Source organism: Saccharopolyspora sp. 7B, from assembly GCF_020177435.1.
GTDB classification, from domain to species: Bacteria; Actinomycetota; Actinomycetes; order Mycobacteriales; family Pseudonocardiaceae; genus Saccharopolyspora_C; species Saccharopolyspora_C gregorii.
Genome location: NZ_JAIUKC010000114.1, coordinates 14,712 through 37,258, shown reverse-complemented (window position 1 = coordinate 37,258; position 22,547 = coordinate 14,712). Strand labels below are relative to the sequence as shown.

The 22,547-nt window shown below is 73.0% G+C and carries 22 protein-coding genes; 11 read left to right on the top strand and 11 right to left on the bottom strand.

Going from position 1 to position 22,547, the window contains the following annotated elements:
- Positions 1-298 precede the first annotated feature (298 nt).
- Genes LCD33_RS18340 through LCD33_RS18325 form a run of 4 tightly spaced genes read left to right on the top strand, consistent with a single transcriptional unit; the run spans position 299 to position 3,784 of the window.
- Positions 299-1,195, top strand: coding sequence for an allophanate hydrolase subunit 1 (locus LCD33_RS18340; protein ID WP_224959097.1), 897 nt, complete (start codon positions 299-301; stop codon positions 1,193-1,195).
- Positions 1,195-2,172: a biotin-dependent carboxyltransferase family protein gene (locus LCD33_RS18335; protein ID WP_224959099.1), complete on the top strand. Its 978-nt coding sequence runs from the start codon at positions 1,195-1,197 to the stop codon at positions 2,170-2,172. Before LCD33_RS18340 ends, LCD33_RS18335 begins: the two co-directional genes overlap by 1 nt.
- Before the next feature lie 32 nt (positions 2,173-2,204).
- The gene (locus LCD33_RS18330; RefSeq protein WP_224959101.1) at positions 2,205-2,444 is read left to right on the top strand and encodes an acetyl-CoA carboxylase; all 240 of its coding nucleotides are present in this window, start codon (positions 2,205-2,207) and stop codon (positions 2,442-2,444) included.
- Complete coding sequence (locus LCD33_RS18325; RefSeq protein ID WP_224978079.1) at positions 2,441-3,784, top strand: acetyl/propionyl/methylcrotonyl-CoA carboxylase subunit alpha; 1,344 nt, start codon at positions 2,441-2,443, stop codon at positions 3,782-3,784. The genes LCD33_RS18330 and LCD33_RS18325 overlap by 4 nt, the downstream gene beginning before the upstream one ends.
- 1 nt (position 3,785) lies before the next feature.
- Here LCD33_RS18325 and LCD33_RS18320 read toward each other — a convergent pair whose 3' ends face one another.
- The 3 genes from LCD33_RS18320 to LCD33_RS18310 form a co-directional block, all read right to left on the bottom strand.
- Complete coding sequence (locus LCD33_RS18320) at positions 3,786-4,316, bottom strand: GNAT family N-acetyltransferase (protein WP_224959103.1); 531 nt, start codon at positions 4,314-4,316, stop codon at positions 3,786-3,788.
- A 71-nt stretch (positions 4,317-4,387) separates the two neighbouring features.
- Positions 4,388-5,032 (bottom strand): methyltransferase domain-containing protein, encoded by a 645-nt coding sequence (locus LCD33_RS18315; protein ID WP_224959104.1) that lies wholly within the window; start codon positions 5,030-5,032, stop codon positions 4,388-4,390.
- A 286-nt stretch (positions 5,033-5,318) separates the two neighbouring features.
- The gene (locus LCD33_RS18310) at positions 5,319-5,594 is read right to left on the bottom strand and encodes a hypothetical protein (protein WP_224959105.1); all 276 of its coding nucleotides are present in this window, start codon (positions 5,592-5,594) and stop codon (positions 5,319-5,321) included.
- A gap of 150 nt (positions 5,595-5,744) precedes the next feature.
- Between LCD33_RS18310 and LCD33_RS18305 the strand changes: the two genes are divergently transcribed.
- The gene (locus tag LCD33_RS18305; RefSeq protein ID WP_224978078.1) at positions 5,745-6,800 is read left to right on the top strand and encodes an NAD(P)-binding domain-containing protein; all 1,056 of its coding nucleotides are present in this window, start codon (positions 5,745-5,747) and stop codon (positions 6,798-6,800) included.
- Positions 6,801-6,835: 35 nt separating this feature from the next.
- Here LCD33_RS18305 and LCD33_RS18300 read toward each other — a convergent pair whose 3' ends face one another.
- From LCD33_RS18300 to LCD33_RS18270, 7 genes are all read right to left on the bottom strand, one after another.
- Positions 6,836-8,164, bottom strand: a complete 1,329-nt coding sequence (locus tag LCD33_RS18300; RefSeq protein WP_224959107.1) for a uracil-xanthine permease family protein — start codon at positions 8,162-8,164, stop codon at positions 6,836-6,838.
- Between the two features lie 121 nt (positions 8,165-8,285).
- Positions 8,286-9,305, bottom strand: a complete 1,020-nt coding sequence (locus LCD33_RS18295; RefSeq protein WP_224966529.1) for a TIGR03842 family LLM class F420-dependent oxidoreductase — start codon at positions 9,303-9,305, stop codon at positions 8,286-8,288.
- A 16-nt stretch (positions 9,306-9,321) separates the two neighbouring features.
- Entirely contained in the window at positions 9,322-10,722 is a 1,401-nt protein-coding gene (hydA, locus tag LCD33_RS18290; RefSeq protein ID WP_224966530.1) for a dihydropyrimidinase, read from the bottom strand.
- The gene (locus LCD33_RS18285) at positions 10,719-12,014 is read right to left on the bottom strand and encodes an aspartate aminotransferase family protein (protein WP_374108048.1); all 1,296 of its coding nucleotides are present in this window, start codon (positions 12,012-12,014) and stop codon (positions 10,719-10,721) included. The genes hydA and LCD33_RS18285 overlap by 4 nt, the downstream gene beginning before the upstream one ends.
- Positions 12,015-12,069: 55 nt before the next feature.
- Entirely contained in the window at positions 12,070-12,912 is an 843-nt protein-coding gene (locus tag LCD33_RS18280) for a nitrilase-related carbon-nitrogen hydrolase (protein ID WP_224959111.1), read from the bottom strand.
- A 260-nt stretch (positions 12,913-13,172) separates the two neighbouring features.
- Entirely contained in the window at positions 13,173-14,576 is a 1,404-nt protein-coding gene (locus LCD33_RS18275; RefSeq protein WP_224978077.1) for an FAD-binding oxidoreductase, read from the bottom strand.
- Positions 14,564-14,980, bottom strand: coding sequence for a DUF5313 family protein (locus LCD33_RS18270; protein ID WP_224959115.1), 417 nt, complete (start codon positions 14,978-14,980; stop codon positions 14,564-14,566). The genes LCD33_RS18275 and LCD33_RS18270 overlap by 13 nt, the downstream gene beginning before the upstream one ends.
- A gap of 380 nt (positions 14,981-15,360) precedes the next feature.
- On the opposite strand from LCD33_RS18270, the gene LCD33_RS18265 reads away from it, so the two are divergent.
- From LCD33_RS18265 to LCD33_RS18250, 5 genes are all read left to right on the top strand, one after another.
- Positions 15,361-16,338 (top strand): formylglycine-generating enzyme family protein, encoded by a 978-nt coding sequence (locus LCD33_RS18265; RefSeq protein WP_224978076.1) that lies wholly within the window; start codon positions 15,361-15,363, stop codon positions 16,336-16,338.
- Between the two features lie 66 nt (positions 16,339-16,404).
- Positions 16,405-16,476: a putative leader peptide gene (locus tag LCD33_RS29630; RefSeq protein ID WP_373690076.1), complete on the top strand. Its 72-nt coding sequence runs from the start codon at positions 16,405-16,407 to the stop codon at positions 16,474-16,476.
- Between the two features lie 124 nt (positions 16,477-16,600).
- Positions 16,601-17,938 (top strand): bifunctional o-acetylhomoserine/o-acetylserine sulfhydrylase, encoded by a 1,338-nt coding sequence (locus tag LCD33_RS18260; protein ID WP_224978075.1) that lies wholly within the window; start codon positions 16,601-16,603, stop codon positions 17,936-17,938.
- Positions 17,939-17,942: 4 nt separating this feature from the next.
- Positions 17,943-19,070: a homoserine O-acetyltransferase gene (locus LCD33_RS18255; protein ID WP_224959121.1), complete on the top strand. Its 1,128-nt coding sequence runs from the start codon at positions 17,943-17,945 to the stop codon at positions 19,068-19,070.
- Between the two features lie 126 nt (positions 19,071-19,196).
- On the top strand, positions 19,197-20,762 hold the full coding sequence (locus tag LCD33_RS18250) for a class I adenylate-forming enzyme family protein (RefSeq protein WP_224978074.1): 1,566 nt from the start codon (positions 19,197-19,199) through the stop codon (positions 20,760-20,762).
- Here LCD33_RS18250 and LCD33_RS18245 read toward each other — a convergent pair whose 3' ends face one another.
- The gene (locus LCD33_RS18245; RefSeq protein WP_224978073.1) at positions 20,763-21,932 is read right to left on the bottom strand and encodes a 4-hydroxybenzoate 3-monooxygenase; all 1,170 of its coding nucleotides are present in this window, start codon (positions 21,930-21,932) and stop codon (positions 20,763-20,765) included.
- Positions 21,933-22,087: 155 nt separating this feature from the next.
- On the opposite strand from LCD33_RS18245, the gene LCD33_RS18240 reads away from it, so the two are divergent.
- Entirely contained in the window at positions 22,088-22,531 is a 444-nt protein-coding gene (locus LCD33_RS18240) for a MarR family winged helix-turn-helix transcriptional regulator (protein WP_224966538.1), read from the top strand.
- Positions 22,532-22,547: the final 16 nt, after the last annotated feature.

The window sequence follows — 22,547 nt, the reverse complement described above, 5'->3', positions numbered from 1 at the left end:
GATCCCCGGCCGCGCGCCGATGGTCAGAGCCATGTTCCCGCACGCCCCCGGACCGCGCAGTGCTCCTTTCGGTTGTCCTCGCCGTTCCTTTCCCGATCTACGCGGGTCCTTTCGGCCCATTCCGGTGCGTGCGTTCGCGCGTACCGATCTTCGTGGTGCGCGGGCTATGGTGACCCGAACGTGCGATTTTTTTCGTGCCGTCCAACGAGTTCTCAGCTCAGGTTCTGCGCCGGGAATCACTTCGGCGCATGCTCTGGTCCACGGCAGATCACCTCCGTAACCGGTTGAGGAGGTCGACATGGCAGCGACTACCACGCACCTGCCTCCCGCTCGGTACGAGTTCGGCGGCGATGAATTCGTCTTCGTCGAACTCGATCAGGAAATGAGCCTGGAAGCGAATTTCAAGGCGATGGCGATCACCGGCGCGCTGCGCGAGCAGGGCATCGACGGCGTCGTCGACATCTGCCCGTCCAACGCCTCCTACATGGTCCGGCTCGACCCGGACCGCCTGCACCCGGCGGAACTGGTCGACGAGCTGCGCAGGCTGGAGATCACCGCGGGCGACCTGCCGGAAGACCACGTGGTGCCGACCCGGATCGTGGACGTGCCGATCCTCTTCGACGACCCGTGGACCCGGGAGACCCTGCTGCGCTTCCGGGACCACCACCAGGACCCGTCCGGCACCGATCTCGACTACGCGGCGCGGATCAACGGGTTCCGCGGCGTCCCGGAACTGATCGACGCGATCACCGGTGCGCCGTTCATCGTCACCATGCTCGGATTCGTGCCCGGATTGCCGTTCTGCTATCAGATGGTCCCGCGCGAACGGCAGATCGAAGTTCCCAAGTACGTGCGGCCGCGCACCGATACTCCGGAACGCGCCTTCGGATACGGCGGTGCGTTCTCGGTGATCTACCCGGTTCGCGGCGCGGGCGGATATCAACTCTTCGGGATCGCGCCCGCGCCGGTGTTCGACCTCGCGCAATCGCTGCCGGATTTCGCCGATCACATCGCGTTCCCGAAACCGAGCGACATCCTGCACTACCGCGCGATCGACCGCGCCGAGTACGACCGCATCCGGGCCGACGTGGAAGCGGGCACCTTCCGCTACCGCACCGCCGAGGTCGAGTTCTCCCCCACCGCGTTCCTCGCGGACCCGGACGGCTTCAACCGGAACCTGCTGGAGGTGCTGTGATGAGCGAGGTCATCGTGCGCTCCGGAGGGCTGTACACGACGGTGCAGGACGCCGGGCGCGACGGCTGGTACGCCATCGGGATGCCGCCCTCCGGCGCGCTCGACCAGTACTCCTTCCGCGTGGCCAACCTGCTGGTGGGCAACCCGGAGGGGGCCGCCGCGCTGGAGGCCACCTACATCGGGCCGGAGCTGGAGTTCACCGACGAGCGCCGCATCGCCGTCACCGGCGCCGACGCCCCGGCCCGCGTCAACGGCGAACCCGTCCCGCTGTGGGAGGCGATCGCGGTGCGCGCCGGGGACGTCCTGTCCTTCGAGATGCTCACCGCGGGCGCCCGCCCGTACGTGGCCGTCAGCGGTGGGATCGCGGTACCGGAGTACCTGGGTTCGCGCTCCACCTACACGCTCACCGGCATCGGCGGCTTCCACGGCAGGGCGCTGCGCGCGGACGACCGGTTGCCGCTGGGTTCGCCGCCGGTGTCCGGGCCCTCCCCCGGTACCTCGGTGCCCGCGGGGCTGCGGCCGGCCCTCGGCGGACCGGCGCAGCTGCGGCTCGTGGTGGGGCTGTGCTCCTACCGGCTCACCGAGACCGCGATGGAGTCCTTCGTGGACACCGAGTGGAAGGTGACCAAGGACGCCGACCGCGTCGGCTACCGGTTGCGCGGCGGCACCATCGACTTCGTCGACCGCGAGCCACCGTTCGGCGCGGGCAGCGACCCGGCGAACGTCGTCGACCTCGGGTACCCCATCGGCTCGGTCCAGGTTCCCGGCGGGGACGAACCGATCGTGCTGCTCGGCGACGCGGTCACCGGCGGCGGCTACGCCACCGTCGGCACCGTGATCTCCGTCGACCGGGACCGCATCGCGCAGGCCCGCACCGGCGACCGGGTGGCGTTCACCTCGGTCGACGTCGACGCCGCGATCGCCGCCCGCCGGGACCGCGGGATCCGGCTGGAGAAGGTCCGCGCCGCCGTCAGCTAGTCCCGCACCCCCAAGTTACGGAGGAGGCCACCATGTCGACCGTCAACGCCGCGCTCCCCGGCGTCTTCTACCGACGTCCCGCGCCGGACCAGGAACCCTTCGTGGAAGTCGGCGCGATGGTCCAGGAAGGGCAGACCATCGCGCTCATCGAGGTGATGAAGACCTTCAGCGAGGTGAAGGCCGAACAGGCGGGCACCCTCGGCCGGTTCCTGCTCGACGAGGGCGACGAGGTGGAGGCCGGTCAAGGCGTCGCCGAGGTCGTGGCACCATGACCGGCCCGAGCAGAGTCCTCGTCGCCAACCGGGGCGAGATCGCGGTGCGCATCATCCGCGCCTGCCACGCGGCCGGGGTCGAGGCGGTGGCGGTGTACTCCGACGCCGACAAGAACTCCCGCTGGGTGCAGCTCGCCGATCACGCGGTGCACATCGGCGCCTCCCCCGCATCGAAGTCCTACCTGAACGCGGCCGCGGTGCTGGAGGCGGCGCGCAGCACCCACGCCGACGCGATCCACCCGGGGTACGGCTTCCTCTCGGAGAACTCGCGGTTCGCGCGGGCCGTGCAGGACGCCGGGCTGGTGCTGGTCGGCCCGCCGCCCTCCGCGATCGAGCTGATGGGCGACAAGGCGACCGCGCGCGCCACCGCGCAGGCCGCCGGCGTCCCGGTGATCCCGGGCAGCGCGCCGGTCACCGACCTGGCGTCCGCGCAGGCGGCGGCGGACCAGCTCGGCTACCCGGTGCTGGTCAAGGCCGCCGCGGGTGGTGGTGGGCGCGGCATCCGCCCGGTGTCCTCGGCGGCCGAGCTGGCCGACGTGCTGCCCGCCGCACAGGCCGAAGCGCGATCCGCGTTCGGCGACGGCACGTCCTACCTGGAGCGGGCGCTGGCCCGGCCGCGGCACGTCGAAGTGCAGCTGCTGGCCGACGACCACGGCGGCGCGGTGCACCTGTTCGAACGGGACTGCTCGGTGCAGCGGCGCAGGCAGAAGCTGCTGGAGGAGGCCCCGGCGCCGGGCCTGCACGAGGAGACCCGGCAGCGCATCGGCGAGGCCGCGGTCCGGCTCGCCCGCCACGTCGGCTACCGCAACGCCGGGACCGTGGAGTTCCTCGTCGACGAGGACCAGCACTTCTACTTCATGGAGATGAACACCCGCATCCAGGTCGAGCACCCGATCACCGAGGTGATCAGCGGCGTGGACCTGGTCGCCGAGCAGCTGCGCATCGCCGCGGGCACACCGCTGTCCTTCACCCAAGACGACCTGGTGCCCACCGGCGCGGCCATCGAACTGCGGATCAACGCCGAGGACCCGGACCGCGGGTTCGCCCCGTCCCCCGGCGAGGTCACCACGTTCGACCTGCCCGGCGGCCCGGGCGTGCGGGTGGACACCGGACTGGCCCGCGGCGACCGGATCAGCCCGTTCTACGACTCGATGATCGCGAAGCTGATCTGCTGGGGCACCGACCGCGACCAGGCGTACGCGCGGGCCGAGCAGGCGCTGCGGGAGTTCCGCATCGAAGGCGTGGCGAGCACGATCCCGCTGCACCGGCGGCTGGTCGGCAACGACAAGCTGCGCAGCGGCCCGGTGCACACCACTTGGCTGGAGGAGCAGCTGGAGTGACTCAGCGGCCGACGACCTCGTCGCGCAGCACGCTGTAGCGCACGCAGTCCCGCCACCGCCCGTCGCGGAACAACCAGCCGCGCAGCACGCCCTCCCGGGTGAACCCGGCCTTGGTGAGGGCGCGCTGCTCGGCGAGGTTGTCCACCTCGGTGCCCGCCTCCACCCGGTTCACCTGGGTGTGGGCGAACAGGTACGCGACGAGCTGCCGCTGCGCGTCGGTGCCGTGACCGCGGCCGCGCGCCTCCGGCAGCAGCGTGATCCCGATGTTCCAGCAGTACGAGGTCTGCCCGGTCGGGTTCTTCGCCCACGACACGAATCCGAGCCGGCGCTGCGGGTCCTGCTCGGCGACGACCAGCAACACGCCCTCGTCCCGGTCCAGCAGCCCGGATTCCGCCCAGCGGCGCCGGAAATGCCCCGCTCCGTGGTAGCCGAACCAGTTGTAGGGATGGGTGGCCTCGCGGGTGTTGAGCATCCGGTCGAGATCGGTCAGGTCGTCTTCGAGCACCGGCCTCAGCAGCACAATGGTCCCCACATCGCGACCGTAGACCGATCACGCTCCGCTGCACATGCTCTGTTCCGGTGGTCGGGGCCGGTCCGGATCGGTCAGGAGATCGGGCGGCGGCAGGTGTAGATCCGCGCGGGCGGCACGTTGCGCCACACCGTCCGGCTGGTGAGGACCTCGTCGAAGGCGAGGTCCAGGCGGTTGCGGAACGCGCGCGCGCCGGACATGCCGAGCGCGTGCACGTAGGCGAACGTGGTGAACGCGCCACCGGGGACGAGCACCTGGCCGACCTCCGCGAGGATGTCGCGCTGCAGCTCGCCGGGGAAGATCGACCACGGGAGCCCGCTGATCACCGCGTCGACCCGGTCCACCCCGTGGTCCACCAGCAGGGTCCGCAGCTTCGCCGCGTCGCCCTGCACGACCTCCAGCCAGGGCAGGTCGGCGCGCAGGTGCTCCACCATGCCGCTGTCGAGTTCGATCGCCAGGTGCCTGCCGCCTTCGGGCAGCCGGTCGCGGACGGCGCGGCTGAGCGCGCCCGTGCCAGGGCCGAGTTCCACGACGACCGGTCCGGTCTCGGACGCGGTGCGGGGAACGATCGAGGCCATCTCGCGGGCGAGGTGCGGCGAGCTCGGCGCCACCGCCCCCACCAGTCCGGGCTTGCGCGCCGCGCGGGCGGCGAACTTCCGGTAGTCCGCGAACACCGATGCGGGCCGTCCGGTCTGGGGCCGTTGCCGGGATGTGGTCACAGCTGCCTTCCGCGTTCGTCGGGCGAGGTCCCGGTCACCCTATCGGTCGCGGGCGGGCAGCCGTCGTCGCCCGAGCCGCCGAGGCCGGGTGCGCGTGCAGGTGATTTCACCGCCGCGGACGCCGCTCGGGCCGTTCCGCGGTCCCGGGGGACAGCCATTCGACAGCGGCACGATAAAGCGCGCGGCAATTCACTCGAACAATGTGTAACGCGGTGAGAAAGTGCGGCGATAAGGGTCGGCACATGCGCAGGGCTTGTCCGGTCCGGACAAGCCCGTTGCGCCGCGTTCAGGCAGGTTGCTGGACCATCGCACCCGTCGGTTCCACCGCCGGGACCTGCTCAGCGGGCTGAGCGGGAGTGTTCAGCGCAGGCTTGTTCACCCACCTGACCGCCACGCCTGCCACCGCCAGCAGCACGATCGCCTCAATTGCGAGAGCCACCCACACCATTGCCACTTTCCTTGCCTCCTTTCTGCTGACCTCCCCGTCTTCCGAGCGCGCGAACGGGCGCACGCGCTTGCCCGCGCTTGGTCTCGCGATCGAAAGAGGTTCGGGGCCGAACACCCACTTGCACCCCGATACTAGGACCTCGTTTCCGATGCGTTAAGGAGGGGTCGCGGTGGTGTGCGTCGCACCCTTGCGGACCAATCCCCGGGTGTTCGACACCACAGCCGGTGAGGGACGTCCGCGGCGGCCGCGGGCGTTCCCACCGGTGTGGAGCACGAGGTCGACGTGGTCGTGATCGGGGCCGGGCAGGCCGGGCTGAGCAGCGCGCACCACCTGCGGCGCACCGGGACCGGGTTCGTCGTGCTGGACGCGGGCACCGGCACGGGCGGCGCGTGGCGGCACCGCTGGCCGTCGCTGCGGCTGGGCGGGGTGCACGGGATCCACGACCTGCCTGGCCTGGCGCTGGCGGAGAAGGACGGGGCGCGGCCCGCCTCCGAGGTGCTCGCCGAGCACTTCGCCCGGTATGAAGACGAATTCGAGCTGCCGGTGCGGCGGCCGGTGCAGGTGCGGTCGGTGCGGCGCGGACCCGACGAGCGGCTGCTGGTGGAATCCGGCGCGGACACCTGGGCGGCGCGGGCGGTGATCAACGCGACCGGGACGTGGACCAAGCCGTTCGTACCGCACTACCCCGGCCAGGAGTCGTTCACCGGCAGGCAGCTGCACGTCGCGGACTACCGCGGCGCCGAGGAGTTCCACGGGCGCCGGGTCGCGGTGGTCGGCGGCGGGATCTCCGCGGTGGAACTGCTCACCGAGATCGCCGAGGTGGCCACCACGACGTGGGTGACGCGCCGCCCGCCGGTGTTCGGCGACGCCGAGTTCACCCCGGACGCGGGGCGGCGCGCGGTGGCCGAAGTGGACCGCCGGGTCCGCGCCGGGCTGCCCCCGGGCAGCGTGGTGAGCGCGACCGGGCTGCCGCCGACGCGGGCGGTGCTGCGCGCGCGGGATTCCGGGGTGCTCGACCGGCACCCGATGTTCGAGCGGATCACGCCCGGCGGCCTGCGGTGGGCCGACGGCACCGAGGTCGAGGTGGACGTGATCCTCTGGGCCACCGGGTTCCGCGCCGCCTTGGACCACCTGGCACCGCTGGGCGTGCGCGAACCGGGCGGCGGCATCCGGATGGACGGCACCCGGGTCGTCGCGGAACCGCGGCTGCACCTGGTCGGCTACGGCCCGTCCGCCAGCACCATCGGCGCGAACCGCGCCGGCCGCGCCGCCGCCCGCGAGGTCCACCGCCTCCTGCGGTCGTCCACCACGTCCCGCTGAAGCGGCCGCGGCTCCCGCGGCGACCCCGACGGCGGTCAGTCCCGGGCGGGGGCGAAGGCGCGGAGCAGGTGGTAGCCGATCAGGACGATCAGGGTGCCGAGGGAGATGCCGCTGAGGCTCAGGCTCGGCGTGAAGGTCAGCGACACCCCGCCGATGCCGGCGATCACCCCGGCGGCGACCGGGAGCAGGTTCACCGGATCGGCGAAGTCGACGCGGTTCTGCACCCAGATCTTCACACCCAGCAACCCGACCATGCCGTACAGCACGACGGTGATCCCGCCGAGCACCCCACCGGGCACGGCGGCCACGATCGCACCGAACTTCGGGCACAGGCCGAATCCGATGGCCACCAGCGCCGCCACCCAGTACGCCGCGGTCGAGTACACCCGGGTGGCCGCCATGACGCCGATGTTCTCCGCGTAGGTGGTGGTCGGCGGGCCGCCGAGCGCGCTGGAGAGCGTGGTGGCGAACCCGTCGGCGAACACCGCCCGACCGAGGCTGCCCTGCAGGTCGGTGCCGGTCATCTCCTCGACGGCCTTGACGTGCCCGGTGTTCTCGGCCAGCAGCGCGATCACCGCGGGCAGCACCACGATGATCGCCGAGGCGGAGAAGGACGGCGCGTGCACCTCGGGCAGCCCGAACCAGGCCGCGTCCGCGACGCCGCTGAGGTCCACCCGCGGGTGGGTGCTGACCACCCCGTCGGAGCCGGGCGCGGTGATCGGGCCGAGCAGCACGTCGAACGCCCAGGACAGCAGGTAACCGCCGGCGAGCCCGAGGAACACCGCGATGCGGCCCCAGAACCCGGGCAGCAGCACGCTGCCCGCCACCACGATGATCATCGTGAGCAGCGCGGTCCACTGGTCCTGCGGCCAGTACGTCTCGGCCACCACCGGCGCGAGGTTGAACCCGATCAGCAGCACCACCGCCCCGGACAGCACCGGCGGCAGCAACCGCTGCACCACCCCCGGCCCGGCGAAGTGCACCACCACTCCGACGGCGGCGAGCACCGCGCCGGATACCAGGATCGCGCCGGTGACGGTCGCGGTGTCCCCGCCGCCCGCGCGGATCGCGGTGACGGCGCCGACGAACGAGGCGCTGCTGCCCAGGTAGCTGGGGATCTTGCCCTGCACCACGAGCAAGAAGAGGATCGTCGCCCCACCGGACACCATGATCGCGAGGTTCGGGTCCAGTCCCATCAGGACCGGGAACACGAAGGTGGCGCCGAACATCGCCACCACGTGCTGGGCGCCGAACCCGATGGTGCGGCCCCAGGTGAGCCGTTCGTGCGGGGCCACCGACTCGCCGGGGCGCGGCGTGCTGCCGTCACCGTGCAGTGCCCACCCGAAACCCGTTCGCCCTCGCATGGCGGACAGTCTGCCCCGGCGGCGGCCCGGTCGTCCGTGGTGGTCGCGCCGATGTGACCTGGTCGGCGCGCCGGCGCGGAGCGGGTCCGGGTTCACCCAGCCGGTGCGGTGGGCCTACGCGTTAGCGCGTGGCGAACTCCGGAGCGGTGGCGCGCGGGATGATCGCCCGGCCGTACTCCTCCACCGTGGACTCGACGGCGTCGTGCATGGCGTAGGCGGCGAACTGGTGCACGCCCGCCGCGCGCAGTTCGGCGAGCTTGTCCAGGTGCGCCTCGGGCGGCCCGAGCAGGCAGAACCGGTCCACGATCTCGTCGGGCACGAAGTCGGTGCTGGGATTGCCCGCGCGCCCATGGTGGGAGTAGTCGTAGCCCGCGCGGCCGCGGATGTAGTCGGTGAGCTCCGCGGGGATCTCCGCCGAGCCCGAACCGTAGCGGCGCACCAGGTCGGCCACGTGGTTGCCGACCATGCCGCCGAACCACCGGCACTGCTCGCGGGCGTGCGCGAGGTCCGCGCCGACGTAGGCGGGTGCGGCCGCGCACACGGTGATCGCGTCCGGGTCGCGCCCCGCGGCCTCGGCCGCGTCGCGGACGTGCCGGACCATCCACCGGACCAGCAGCGGGTCGGCGAGCTGCAGGATCACGCCGTCGCCGACCCGACCTGCCAGATCGAGGGCCTTCGGCCCGTACGCGCCGATCCACACCGGCAGGCGCCCGCCGCGCACCCACGGGAGCCGGACGGCGGTGCCGTCCACCTCGGTCTCGCGCCCTTCCGCGAGGTCCCGGATCACGCCGACCGCGCGTTCCAGCACCGCGAGGGTGTTCGGCTTGCCACCGGTGACGCGCAGCGCCGAGTCGCCGCGCCCGATGCCGCAGACGGTGCGGTCGCCGAACATCTCGTTGAGCGTGGCGAAGGTGGACGCGGTGACGCTCCAGTCCCGGGTGGCCGGGTTGGTGACCATCGGCCCGACGACCATCCGCTCGGTCGCGGCGAGGATCTGGCTGTGGATCACGAACGGCTCCTGCCACAGCACGCAGGAGTCGAAGGTCCAGCCGTGGTCGAAGCCGAGCGCTTCGGCGCGCCGCATCAGTTCCACGACCGACCAGGCCGGGGGGTCGGTTTGGAGCACGAGCCCGAACCGCATGCGCACCTCCGTGGTGTCAGGTCAGGTATCCGCAGGTGTCCCGCCGCAGGAAGCGCCCGTGGCCGGGACGGCCGCGGTACTCGTCCCCGTCGAGGATCACCCGGCCGCGGGAGAGCACGGTGCGCACCGCACCGGTGACGGTCCGGCCCTCGTAGGGGTTGTAGTCGACGTTCATGTGGTGCGTCCCGGCGGACAGCACGTGTTCGGCGCGCGGGTCGTAGAGCACGACGTCCGCGTCGGATCCGGGCGCGATGGTGCCCTTGCGCGGGTGCAGGCCGAACATCCGCGCCGGGGTCGTGCTGGCCAGTTCCACCCAGCGGCGGCGGGTGAGGCGGCCGTCCACCACCCCTTGGTGCAGCAGGTCCAGCCGATGCTCCACCCCGGGCATGCCGTTCGGGATCTTCGAGAAGTCGCCGAGCCCGAGTTCCTTCTGCGAGACGAAGCAGAACGGGCAGTGGTCGGTGGCCACGACCGACAGGTCGTCGGTGCGCAGACCGCGCCACAGCTCCCGCTGGTGCTCCTCGGGCCGCAGCGGCGTGGAGCAGACGTACTTGGCCCCTTCGAACCCGGGCCGGGACAGCTCGTCGACGGTGAGGAACAGGTACTGCGGGCAGGTCTCGCCGAACACCGGGATCCCGGTGTCGCGGGCGCGGACGAGTTCGTCGAGCGCTTCGGCCGCCGAGACGTGCACGACGTAGAGCGGGGCTCCCGCGACGCGGGCGAGCTGGATCGCGCGGTGGGTGGCCTCGGCCTCCAGCAGCGGGTGGCGCACCCGGCCGTGCTCGCGGGGGTCGGTGCGCCCGGCGGCGAGGGCCTGCTGGACGAGCACGTCGATGGCGATGCCGTTCTCGGCGTGCACCATGGTCAGCGCCCCGTTGCCCGCGGCCCGCTGCATGGCGCGCAGGATCCGCCCGTCGTCGCTGTAGAACACGCCGGGGTAGGCCATGAACAGCTTGAAGCTGGTGACTCCTTCGCCGACCAGCCCGTCCAGCTCGGCCAGCGAGCCGTCGTGCACGTCGGACAGGATCAGGTGGAACCCGTAGTCCACCGCGCAGTTCCCCTCGGCCTTCGCGTGCCAGGTGTCGAGCCCTTCCCGCGCGGATCCGCCGATGGACTGGATGGCGAAGTCGATGATCGTGGTGGTGCCGCCCCACGCGGCCGCCCGGGTGCCGGTCTCGAAGGTGTCGGCGGAGGAGGTGCCGCCGAACGGCATCTCCATGTGGGTGTGCCCGTCGACGCCGCCGGGGATGACGTAGAGCCCCTCCGCGTCGAGGACCGCGTCGGCGCCGGGCAGCCACTGCTCGGCGAGTTCGGGGGTGCCGAGCGCGGCGACCTGCTCGTCGACCACGAGCACGTCGGCTTCGACCTCCTCGGTCGCGGTGATCACCAGTCCGCCGCGGATCACCGTCCTGGTCATGGCCGCTCCCCCGCTCTGCCCAGCGCGTCGACCAGGATCGCGGCGCCCTCGCGGGCCTCCTGCTCGGTGAGGCTCAGCGGCGGGGCGATGCGCAGCACGTTGCCGTCCAGCCCGCCCTTGCCGATGAGCAGCCCGTCGCGGCGGGTGTGCTCCAGCACCGCGGTGGCGGCGGCCGGGTCGGGGGCGCCGGTGCCGGGGTCGGCGAGTTCCACGCCGAGCATCAGCCCCTTGCCGCGCACGTCGGCGACGAGCGGCAGTCGCGGCCGGGCCTCGTCGATGGCCGCGCGCAGCACGGCGCCGACGCGCAGCGCGTTGCCCTGCAGGTCGTGCTGGAGCAGGTGTTCCAGATTCGCCAGCGCCCCGGCGGTCGTGACCGGGCTGCCGCCGAAGGTGGACAGCGAGTTCACCCCGATGCTGTTCATGATCTCGGCGCGGGCCACGACGCCGCCGATGGACAGCCCGTTGCCGAGCCCCTTGGCGAAGGTCACGATGTCCGGCGCTCCGCTGCCGCCGTGCGCCTGCCAGCCCCAGAAGTGCTCGCCGGTGCGGCCCCAGCCGGTCTGCACCTCGTCGCTGATCCACAGGATGCCGTGCCGGTCCAGCACCTCCTTGAACCGGGCGAACAGCCCGTCCGGTGGGACGGCGAACCCGCCGACGCCCTGGATCGGTTCGGCGATCAGGCAGGCCACGTTGCCGTGCAGCTGCCCGAGCACGTCCTCCAGGTCCTGCACGCAGGCGTCGGTGAACTCCGCGTCGGGCAGGTCGGCGAGCGGGGTGCCGCGCCGCCTGCTGCCGTGCACGTAGCTGGTCTGCACCGGGGACAGGCTGGTCGGCGACCACGCCCGGTTCCCGGTGATGGCCAGCGCCGAGAAGGACCGGCCGTGGTAGCTGTTGCGCAGCGCCAGCACCTGGTTGGAGCCGCGGTACCCGGTGGCCAGCAGCAGCGCGGTGTCGTTGGCCTCGGTGCCGCTCGCGGTGAAGAACACCCGCGGGTCGTCGATGCCGGACAGCTCGGCGACGCGTTCGGCCAGCTCGACCATCGGCCGGTTCAGGTACAGCGTGGAGGAGTGCAGGATGCGCCCGGCCTGCTCGGAGACGGCGGCGGTGACCTCGGGCAGCGCGTGCGCGGTCATCGTGGTGAGGATCCCGCCGAAGAAGTCCAGGTACCGGTTCCCCTCGGCGTCCTGGACGTGGCGGCCCTCGCCGCTGACCAGGTCGATCGGCTGCTCGTAGTAGGTGGACAGCCAGTCCGGCAGCACCGCCCTGCGCCGCTTCGCCAGCTCTTCGTGCATGCCCTCGTCGGTCATGGCCGTCCTTCCTCTCCAGCGGGTCCGGAACGGGTGTCGGTCAGGGCGCGGTGAGCGGCCCGTAGGCGTCCGGGCGGCGGTCCCGGTAGAAGGCCCACTTGGCGCGGACCTCGTCGATCAGGTCGAGGTCGAGGTCGCGCACCACGAGTTCCTCGTCGCGGTCGCCGGCGACGTCGCCGACGAACCGGCCGTACGGGTCGACGAAGTAGCTGCTGCCGTAGAAGTCGTTGTCCCCGTACTCCTCCACGCCGACCCGGTTGATCGCGGCGACGAAGTACTCGTTGGCGACCGCGGCGGCCGGCTGCTCCAGCCGCCACAGGTAGGAGGACAGGCCCCGGCTGGTCGCGGACGGGTTGTAGACGATCTGCGCCCCGGCGAGCCCGAGGGCCCGCCAGCCCTCCGGGAAGTGCCGGTCGTAGCAGATGTAGACGCCGACCTTGCCGACCGCGGTGTCGAACACCGGCCAGCCGAGGTTGCCGGGGCGGAAGTAGAACTTCTCCCAGAACCCGGGCAGGTGCGGTAGGTGGTGCTTGCGGTACTTGCCGAGGTATTCGCCGTCGGCGTCGATGACGGCGGCGGTGTTGTAGCAGAAGCCGGGACCGTCCACCTCGAAGATCGGCACGACGATCACCATCCGCAGCTCGCGGGCCAGCGCGCGCATCCGCTCGGTGGTGGGGCCGTCGGGGACGGCTTCGGCCCACCGCTGGTGCTCGGTGTTCTGCACCTGGCAGAAGTAGGGGGCGTTGAACACCTCCTGGAACCCGATCACTTGCGCGCCCTGCGCGGCGGCGGCGCGGGTGTGCTGCTCGTGGACGTCGATCATGGACCGGGCGTCGCCGGTCCACTTCGCCTGGACCAGTGCGGCGCGAACCAGGTTCGGCATGGCGGCACCTCTCGGACTGTGACCGGCCGGGGACGCTCCGAACATATGGCGCGGTACCGGGACCTGCAATGACCGCGCGGCCCAGGATCACCGGCGCTGAGCACCACCGGCGCCGCGGGCGCGGTCGCTCGCTGCGGGAACGGGTGCGGCGGGCTCCCGGCGCGGGGCCGCGGGTTCGCTCGGAAGGAGGAAGCGCCGGTGTGTCGGCACCGGTGGACGCGGTGCGGCGGACGGCGGTCCGGCGGCCGCCGGGCGGGCGATCAACTCCCGAGGCCGATCCCGTGCCGGTCCAGCAGCCGCAGCCACCACCCGCGCCGGCCCGCGGTGGCGTCGGCGCGGGCCAGCGCCCGGTGGGTCAGCCGCACCAGCGGCCAACGCAGCGGTTCCGGCGGGTACAGCAGTGGCCGGGTCCGCGCCAGGGCGGAGCGGGTGCGCCGCGTCTCGGCGCCCGCCAGCAGGTCCAGCGCGACCTGCGCGCCGAACCGGGAGGCGGCCACGCCGAGCCCGGTGAAGCCGGTGGCGTAGGCGACGCGGCCCGCGCAGGCCGTGCCGAACACCGGGGTCGAGCGGGTGGTGGCGTCGATGGGCCCGCCCCAGCGGTGGGTGAACCGGGTGCCCTCCAGCTGCGGGAACGTCGCGAAGAACCGGGCCGCGAGCCTGCGGTGCACCTCCGGCCGGTCGGCGAAGCGGCCGGAGGTGCGCCCGCCGAAGAAGTACTCCGGCGCGCCGCCGCCCCACAGGACCCGGCCGTCCGGGGTGGGGCGGAAGTAGTGGAACAGGTTGTGCGAGTCGGTGACGCCCTGGCGTTCGCGCCAGCCCAGGGAGTCCCACGCCGCCGCGGACAGCGGTTCGGTGACCAGCACGTGGTCCCAGACGGGCAGCACCCGGCGGCGCAGCCCGCGCAGCGGGGCGGGGAACGCGTTGGTCGCGAGCACCACCCGCCCGGCCTCGACAGTCCCTTGTGGACACCGAAGTCGCACGGCCGCCGAACCGGCGCGCACCGAGCGGACCGGGCTGCCCTCGTGCACCCGCACCCCGGCCCGCTCGGCGGCCGCGAGCAGGCCGCCGACGAGCTTCACCGGGTCGACCAGTCCCCCGGCCTCCGGCAGGCGCAGTCCGGCGCGGAACGAGTCGGAGCGCAGGTCCGCCCGGACGCCGCCGGCGCCCTGGAAGAGCGCGGTGAACCCGTGCTCGCGGTAGAGGTCGGCCTCGTCCCGCAGCTCGCCGACCTGGTGCGGTTCGGTGGCCACGGCGGTCTTGCCGCACCAGCTCAGGTCGGCGTCGATGCCCTCCGCGTCGAGGAACTCCCCGATCTCGCGCAGGTTCCGCCTGCCCAGCTCCACCAGCCCGCCGATCTCGGCCGGCCACAGCCAGGTGCCGTGGGCGAGGCCGTGGGTGAGGGACTCGGACAGGAATCCGCCGCTGCGGGCGCTGCCGCCGGACCCGGCGCGGCCCGCGTCCAGCACGAGCACGTCGAGGCCCGGGTCGCGCTGCTTGGCCAGCACCGCCGTCCACAACCCGGTGAGCCCGGCGCCGACCACGGCGAGGTCGGCCCGGCTCGGACCGGGCAGCGGCGGGCGCGGCGCGATCGGCGAGCGCTGCGGCCAGAACGCGACCGGTTCCGCGTCGGCGAGCGCGGAACGCGGGACGGTCAGTGCCACCACGGGCGGAACCCGGTGCCGTGCTTGCCGGCCCGCTCCACGTCCTTGCGCACCTGCCGGGTCTCGCGGGCCAGGCCGGGCGGATGGCCGTGCTTGATCGACCGGTGCTCGCACGCCTCCCCCATCAGGTACAGCGAGCAGAACAGCCCCACGAACAACCCCATCCCGATCGTGCTGAGCCGCAGGTCCAGCGGCCCGGGCAGCAACAGCAGCAGCAGGCAGAACGGCGCGAGCTGGGTCAGCGCGCGGGCCACGTGCCGCAGCGCCCAGGTCCGGCAGGTCACGTCGTGCAGCACCCATTCCGCGCAGCGCGCGGGCAACCGGCCGCCGAACGCGTACCAAACCCACTGCGCCGGGTTGGGCCGCCCGGAGACCGGCCGCGGTGAAGGTGGCCGAGGTGTCCGCACCCGCCTAGATTAGTGGTCCCGGCGGAACTCCCGAAGGGTGCGGGTGACCGCGTCGCGCGCGTCACCCGGACGCCCCGTAACGATCATGGCCGGTCGACGATGATCCAGGTGAAAGGGGTTGTGTCGATATGTTCGCTGTTGTCGTGGTGATGTTGTTCGTTCTCGTGGTGGGCGCGGTGATGTTCACCGACGTCCTGGACGACGGTTTCCGGGGCGCCGGTGCCGCTCTGGTGCAGCGGCTGCGCGGGCCGCGCACGCATCCCTGACCGTCCTCAGTGGACTGATCCGGTCGTGGACCCGGCCGGATCGGTCCCCGTGCCTCCCGATGCGGCCCACCCCGCTCCCCGGTTCCGGCGCCGAGCGCTCCTAGAGTGGACGCCGTGAGCGAAGCGGACCCGAAGACCTCCGAGCGGCACGACGGCTGCTGCGCGCCCGGGCGCACCCGCGAAGCCGGCGACGCCCCGGCCGTGGCGCCGGGCGCCGCGGCCGAGACCGTCGAGCACCGGTGGATCGCGCTCGACGGCGGCGCGTTCCTGATGGGCACCGCCGACGCGGACGGGTTCCCGCAGGACGGCGAAGGCCCGGTGCGCGAAGTGCGGGTGAGCCCGTTCGAGATCAGCGCGCTCGCCGTCACCAACGCCGAGTTCGCCCGCTTCGTCGCCGACACCGGGTTCACCACCGACGCCGAGCGCTTCGGCTGGTCCTACGTCTTCGCCTCGTTCCTGCCCGGTTCGCTGCGGCGCTCGGCGCCCCGGCCGGAGCAGACCCCCTGGTGGTGCGGTGTGGAAGGCGCGACCTGGAACCGGCCGGAAGGCCCCGGTTCCGACGTCGACGACCGCGCCGACCACCCGGTGGTGCACGTGTCCTGGCACGACGCGGTCGCGTACTGCCGGTGGGCGGGGGCGCGGCTGCCCACCGAGGCGGAGTGGGAGTTCGCGGCGCGCGGCGGCCTGGAGCAGCGCCGCTACCCGTGGGGCGACGAGCTCACCCCGGACGGCGAGCACCGCTGCAACATCTGGCAGGGCTCGTTCCCGGTGAAGAATCTCGCCGAGGACGGCCACCGGGGCACCGCGCCCGCCGACGCGTTCCCGCCGAACGGCTTCGGTCTGCACAACGCGGCGGGCAACGTGTGGGAGTGGTGCGCGGACCGCTGGGGCACCGAGCACGCCGCGGCGGGCGCCACCGATCCGCAGGGGCCCGCCGAGGGCGAGAACCGGGTGATGCGCGGCGGTTCCTACCTGTGCCACGACTCGTACTGCAACCGCTACCGCGTCGCGGCCCGCACCTCCAACACCCCGGACAGCTCCGTCGGCAACCTCGGGTTCCGCTGCGTACGGCACTCAGGACACGCTGGGTGACCGGCCTTGCTCCCGAATGGTGAACGTTCTGTTGCTCCGGGTGGTGCAACGGTTAGGCTCGCCGCCATGATCCGCTTAGTGGAGCGCCGCCACGTCGACCTCGTGCGCGTGACCGCGTCCGCTTGTCGCACTCGCTGATCTCCTCGCGAGGCCGTTGAACCGCGGCCACCCTCCTCTCGGCCCGCCGCCGCGCATCCGCCGCGGGGGCCTCGTCCGCACGCTCGATCTCGACGCGTCCGCGTCGTCACACCGTGGAGTACTCATGTCCGCTGACGTCCCCGCCCAGAACGAGTCGCCCGAGGCGAACTGGTCGTTCGACACGCTCCAGATCCACGCCGGGGCGCAGCCCGACCCGGCGACCGGCGCCCGCGCGACGCCGATCTACCAGACCACCTCGTACGTCTTCCGCGACACCCAGCACGCGCAGGACCTCTTCAGCCTGGCCGAGCCCGGCAACATCTACACCCGCATCACCAACCCCACCCAGGACGTGCTGGAGCAGCGCGTCGCCAAGCTGGAGGGCGGGGTCGGCGCCGTCGCGGTGTCCTCCGGGCAGGCCGCGGAGACGCTGACGGTGCTGACCCTGGCGCAGGCCGGGGACCACCTGGTCTCCAGCTCCTCGCTGTACGGCGGCACCTACAACCTGTTCCACCACACGCTGCCGAAGCTGGGCATCGAGGTCACCTTCGTCGACGACTTCGACAACCCGGAAGCCTGGCGGGCCGCGATCCGCCCGAACACGAAGCTGCTGTTCGCGGAATCGCTGGGCAACCCGCGCAGCAACGTGCTCGACGTGCGGGCGATCGCCGACATCGCGCACGAGGCCGGGGTGCCGCTGGTCGTGGACAACACGGTCACCACCCCGTACGTGCTGCGACCGCTGGAGCACGGCGCGGACATCGTGGTGCACTCGGCGACCAAGTACCTCGGCGGCCACGGCACCGCGGTCGGCGGCATCGTGGTGGACGGCGGCACCTTCGACTTCGGCGCCGACCCGGAGCGCTTCCCCGGCTTCAACGAGCCGGACCCGAGCTACCACGGCCTGCGCTACTGGCCCGCGCTCGGGCACGGCGCGTTCGCCGCGAAGCTGCGGGTGCAGGGGCTGCGGGACCTCGGTCCGGCGATCTCGCCGTTCAACGCGTTCCTGATCTTGCAGGGCCTGGAGACGCTGTCGCTGCGCATCGAGCGGCACGGCGCGAACGCCCTGGAGCTGGCCCGCTGGCTGGAGGAGCGGGACGAGGTGGCGAAGGTGCACTTCGCGGGCCTGCCGTCGAGCCCATGGCACGAGCTGGGCAACCGCTACCTGAACAACGGCTTCGGCGCCATCGTGTCCTTCGAGCTGCGCGGCGGGGTGTCGGCCGGCCGGAAGTTCGTGGAGGGCGTGTCGCTGTTCAGCCACCTGGTCAACATCGGTGACGTGCGCAGCCTCATCGCCCACCCGGCGAGCACCACGCACAGCCAGCTGACCGAGCAGGAGCAGTTGGACGCGGGCGTGACGCCCGGCCTGGTGCGCCTGTCCGTCGGCATCGAGAACGTCGACGACCTGAAGGCGGACCTGGAGTCGGCGTTCCGCGCGGCGAAGGCCGAGCTGGAGAGCTGAGCGGATGAACACGCGGTCCCTTCCCGCCACCGGTGCCTGGCGGGAAGGGGATCCGCCGGGGCGGCGGCGGTTCCTGCACCTCGATCGGCCACGGCTGGAGTCGGGTGCGGTGCTGCCCGGCGCGCGCCTGGCGTACGAGACGTGGGGTTCCCTCGACCCCGACGGCGGCAATGCGGTGCTGGTGCTGCACGCGCTCACCGGTGACGCGCACCTGCGCGGACCCGCCGGGCCGGGGCATCCGGCCGCGGGCTGGTGGGAAGGCGTGGTCGGGCCCGGCCTGGCGCTGGACACCGACCGCTGGTTCGTCGTGGCGCCGAACGCGCTCGGCGGCTGCCAGGGCAGCACCGGCCCGGCCGACCCGGCACCGGACGGGCGACCGTGGGGCGGCCGGTTCCCGTCGCTGACCGTGCGGGACCTGGTGCGTTCGGAGGTCGCGCTCGCGGAGGCCCTGGGCGTGCCCCGGTGGGCGGCGGTGATCGGCGGTTCGCTGGGCGGGATGCGCGCCTTGGAGTGGGCCGTGGACCAGCCGGACCGGGTCGGTTCCGCACTGGTGCTGTGCTGCGGGGCGGCCGCGACGGCGGAGCAGATCGCCTGGTCGTCGACGCAGCTGCACGCGATCCGCGCCGATCCGGACTGGCTGGGCGGTGACTTCCACGAGCTGCCCGACGGGCGCGGACCGCACGCCGGGCTCGGCCTGGCGCGGCGGATCGCGCACCTGACCTACCGCAGCCCGCAGGAGCTCGAAGCCCGGTTCGGTTCGGCTCCCCAGGACGGTGAGGATCCGGCGGCGGGCGGGCGCTACGCGGTGGAGTCGTACCTGGACCACCACGCGGCGAAGCTGGTGCGGCGCTTCGACGCCGCCAGCTACGTGCGGCTCACCGAGGCGATGAGCGGGCACGACGTGGGGCGCGACCGCGGCGGGCTGGCGGCGGCGCTGGGCCGGGTCCGGGCGCGGACGCTGGTCGCCGGGGTGGACAGCGACCGGCTGTTCCCGCCCGCCGACCAGCACGCCCTCGCGGAGGGGCTGGGGACCAGCGCGCGGATCATCCGGTCCGCGCACGGCCACGACGGGTTCCTGGTGGAGACCGAGCAGGTCGCCGAACTGGTCGCCGAGCTGCTCAAGGGAGCTTGACGCGGAGCTCGGCGGGGCCAACGGTGGTCGCATGGCCGCCCACGAGGAGCACCCCGGCACGACGCGGCGCAGCACGACCTGGCGCCGCCCCACTCCCGGCGCTCCGAGGCCGAGCCCCCGAACGCGGTGGCCGCGTTCGCCGACGCGGTGCGCCGGTGCCCGGACGCCCCGCTGATCCGCTACTTCGACGCGACGATCACCACCACCGAGCTCGACGAGCTCACCGACGCGTTCGCCGCCGCGCTGCAGGACCGCGGGGTGGTACCGGGCGAGCGGGTGGCGCTGTACCTGCAGAGCACGCCGCAGTTCGCCATCGCGCTGCTCGGCGCATGGAAGGCCGGCTGCACCGCGGTGCCGGTCAACCCGATGAACAAGCGGCGGGAGCTCGCGCTGCTGCTGGCCGATTCGGGAGCGGCGGTGCTGGTGGCGCTGCGCGGGCTGCACGAGTCGGTGGCCGCCGAGGTGCTCCCGGACACCGCGGTGCGGCTGGTGATCACCACCGCCGAACGCGCCTTCCAGGGCCGCGACGACGCGCGGGTGCTGCCGGAACCGGACGGGCCGGTGCCCGCGGGCACCACCGATCTCGGCGAGCTGCTCGCGGCGCACCGCGGACGCCGGCCGGAGCCGGTGGAACCGGGCCCGGAGGACGTGGCGGCGCTGAGCTACACCTCCGGCACCACCGGCCCGCCGAAGGGCGCGATGAACACCCACCGCAACGTGGTGTTCGACGCGCGGGTGTGGCGGGACCTGGCCGGGCTCGGCGCGGACGGCTCGGTGCTCGGCGTGGCGCCGCTGTTCCACATCACCGGCCTGGTGGGGCACGTGGCGCTGGCGCTGCTCACGCCGGTGCCGCTGGTGCTCACCCACCGGTTCGAGCCGGAGGTGGTGCTGGACGCGATCCGCGAGCACCGGCCCACCTTCGCGGTCGGGGCGATCACCGCGTTCATCGCGTTGCTCGGTACCGAGGGCACGGCGGCGGACCTGGCGAGCCTGCGCCGCGTCTACTCCGGTGGCGCGCCGATCCCGCCGAGCACGGTGCGGGACTTCGAGCGGCGGTTCGGGCAGCGCATCCACAACGTCTACGGCCTCACCGAGACCACCTCGGCCGCGTTCGCGCAGCCGTGGGGCGTGGCGGGCCGGGTCGAGGGGGGCTCGGGCGCGCTGTCGGTGGGCGTGCCGGTGGGCTCGACGCGCGCCCGCGTCCTCGGCGAGGACGGCCGCGAGCTGCCGCCCGGCGAGATCGGCGAACTGGCGATCTCCGGTCCGCAGGTGGTGCCCGGCTACTGGGGCAGGCCCGCGGAGACCGAGGCGGCGCTGCCCGGCGGCGAGCTGCGCACCGGCGACGTCGCGCACCGGGACGCCGACGGCTGGTTCTACCTGGTGGATCGCAAGAAGGACCAGATCAACGCGGGCGGCTACAAGGTGTGGCCGCGGGAGGTGGAGGACGTGCTCTACGAACACCCCGCCGTCCGCGAGGCCGCCGTCGTCGGCGTGCCGGACCCGTACCGCGGCGAGACGGTGCGGGCGTACGTGAGCCTCCGCGCCGGGCAGCGCGCCGATCCCGCGGAGCTGGTGGAGTTCTGCCGCGCGCGGCTGGCGGCCTACAAGTACCCGCGGCAGGTCGAGGTGCTGCCCGAGCTGCCGAAGACCGCCACCGGCAAGCTGCTGCGCCGCGCCCTGCGGGACCGCTGACTACAGCGGGAGGCCCGCGTAGTTCTCGGCCAGCGAGGTGGCGGCCGCGGCCGAGTCGACGAGGTGGTCCAGCTGCGCGCGCTGCAACCGGCGGCCGAACTCGTCGGCCGCCGGATCGGCGTGCAGCAGCGTCGTCATCGAGTACGAGAAGTGCTCGGCCCGCCACACCCGCCGCAGCGCGGTGTCCGAATAGGACTCCAACGGGCGCGGGTCGCCGTGCTGCACCGCCGCGGCCAGCGCCCGGTCCAGCAGCACCACGTCGGCGACCGCGAGGTTCAGCCCCTTCGCCCCGGTGGGCGGCACGATGTGCGCGGCGTCCCCGGCCAGCAGCAGCCTGCCGTGACGCATCGGTTCGGCGACGAAGCTGCGCATCGGCGTGATGGAGCGGTCGGTGATCGGTCCGCGCCGCAGCCGCCACCCGTCGGCGGCGAAGCGCACGTCCAGCTCGTCCCAGATCCGCTCGTCCGGCCAGTCGGCCAGGTCGGCGTCCGGCGGGACCTGCAGGTACAGCCTGCTCACCTGCGGCCCGCGCATGCTGTGCAGCGCGAATCCCCTCTCGTGGCAGGCGTAGACGAGCTCGTCGGTGGACGGCGGCACGTCGGCGAGCACGCCCAGCCAGGCGAACGGGTAGCTGCGCTCGTAGGTGCGGATGCGGTCGGCGGGGATGGATCTCCGCGCCACGCCGTGGAACCCGTCCGCGCCGACCACGTGGTCGGCGGTGAGCTCGTGCTCGGCGCCGCCGTGGCGGTAGCGGACCCGCGGCCGCTCGGTCTCGGCGTCGTGCACCGCGAGCACGTCGGCGTCGAACAGCAGCGGCGCGCCCGAGTCGAGGCGCAGCGCCACCAGGTCGCGCACGACCTCGGTCTGCGCGTAGACCATCACCCGGCGCCCGCAGGTGAGCGCGGCGAGGTCGATGCGGTGGGCGGCGCCGCCGAAGCGCAGTTCGATGCCGTCGTGCACCAGGCCTTCGCGGTCCATCCGCTCCCCCGCACCGCAGGCGCGCAGCACGTCGACGGTGCCCTGCTCCAGGATCCCGGCGCGCTGCCGGTGCTCGACGTGGTCGCGGGAGCGGGATTCCAGCACGACCGACTCGATGCCCCGCTGCTGCAGCAGCCGCGCGAGCAGCAGGCCCGCCGGTCCCGCTCCGATGATGGCCACGCTGGTCCGCATCGACCGCTCCTCCGGGCTCGATTCGATCCGTGCACGGATCAATTGGGTTGCACGTTCCACCCGGAAGGACCGCTTGTCAACGAGTTCGCGCCGCCTTGCTCGATGCAGATCTGCTCCGTGCCCGGATCGTTCTGCGGGCGGGGCACAATGGCGCGGTGGTTTCCATCGATCTGAACGGTCATCCCGGGCACCTGATCCGCCGGGTCCAGCAGGTGCACACGATGCTGTGGACGGCCGCGGTGTCCGAGGAGATCACGCCGCCGCAGTTCGCCGTGCTCAACGGGCTCGCCGACGAATCCGGGCTGGACCAGCGCACCCTCGCGGGGCGGGTCGCGCTGGACCGCTCCACCGCGGCCGACGTGATCGCGCGGCTGGTGCGGCGCGGGCTGGTCGAGCGCGCCAGGGACAGCGCGGACGGCAGGCGCAACGTGCTGCGGCTGACCGGCACCGGCCGCGAGGCGCACGCCGGTCTGCTGCGGCGCACCGAGCGGATGATCGAGATCCTGCTGACCCCGCTGGACGGCGCGGAGCGCGAGCAGCTGCTCGGCCTGCTGGAGCGGGTCGCGCAGGCCGGGGAACGCATCCGCGACCCCGGCTGATCCACCTCCCGCAGCG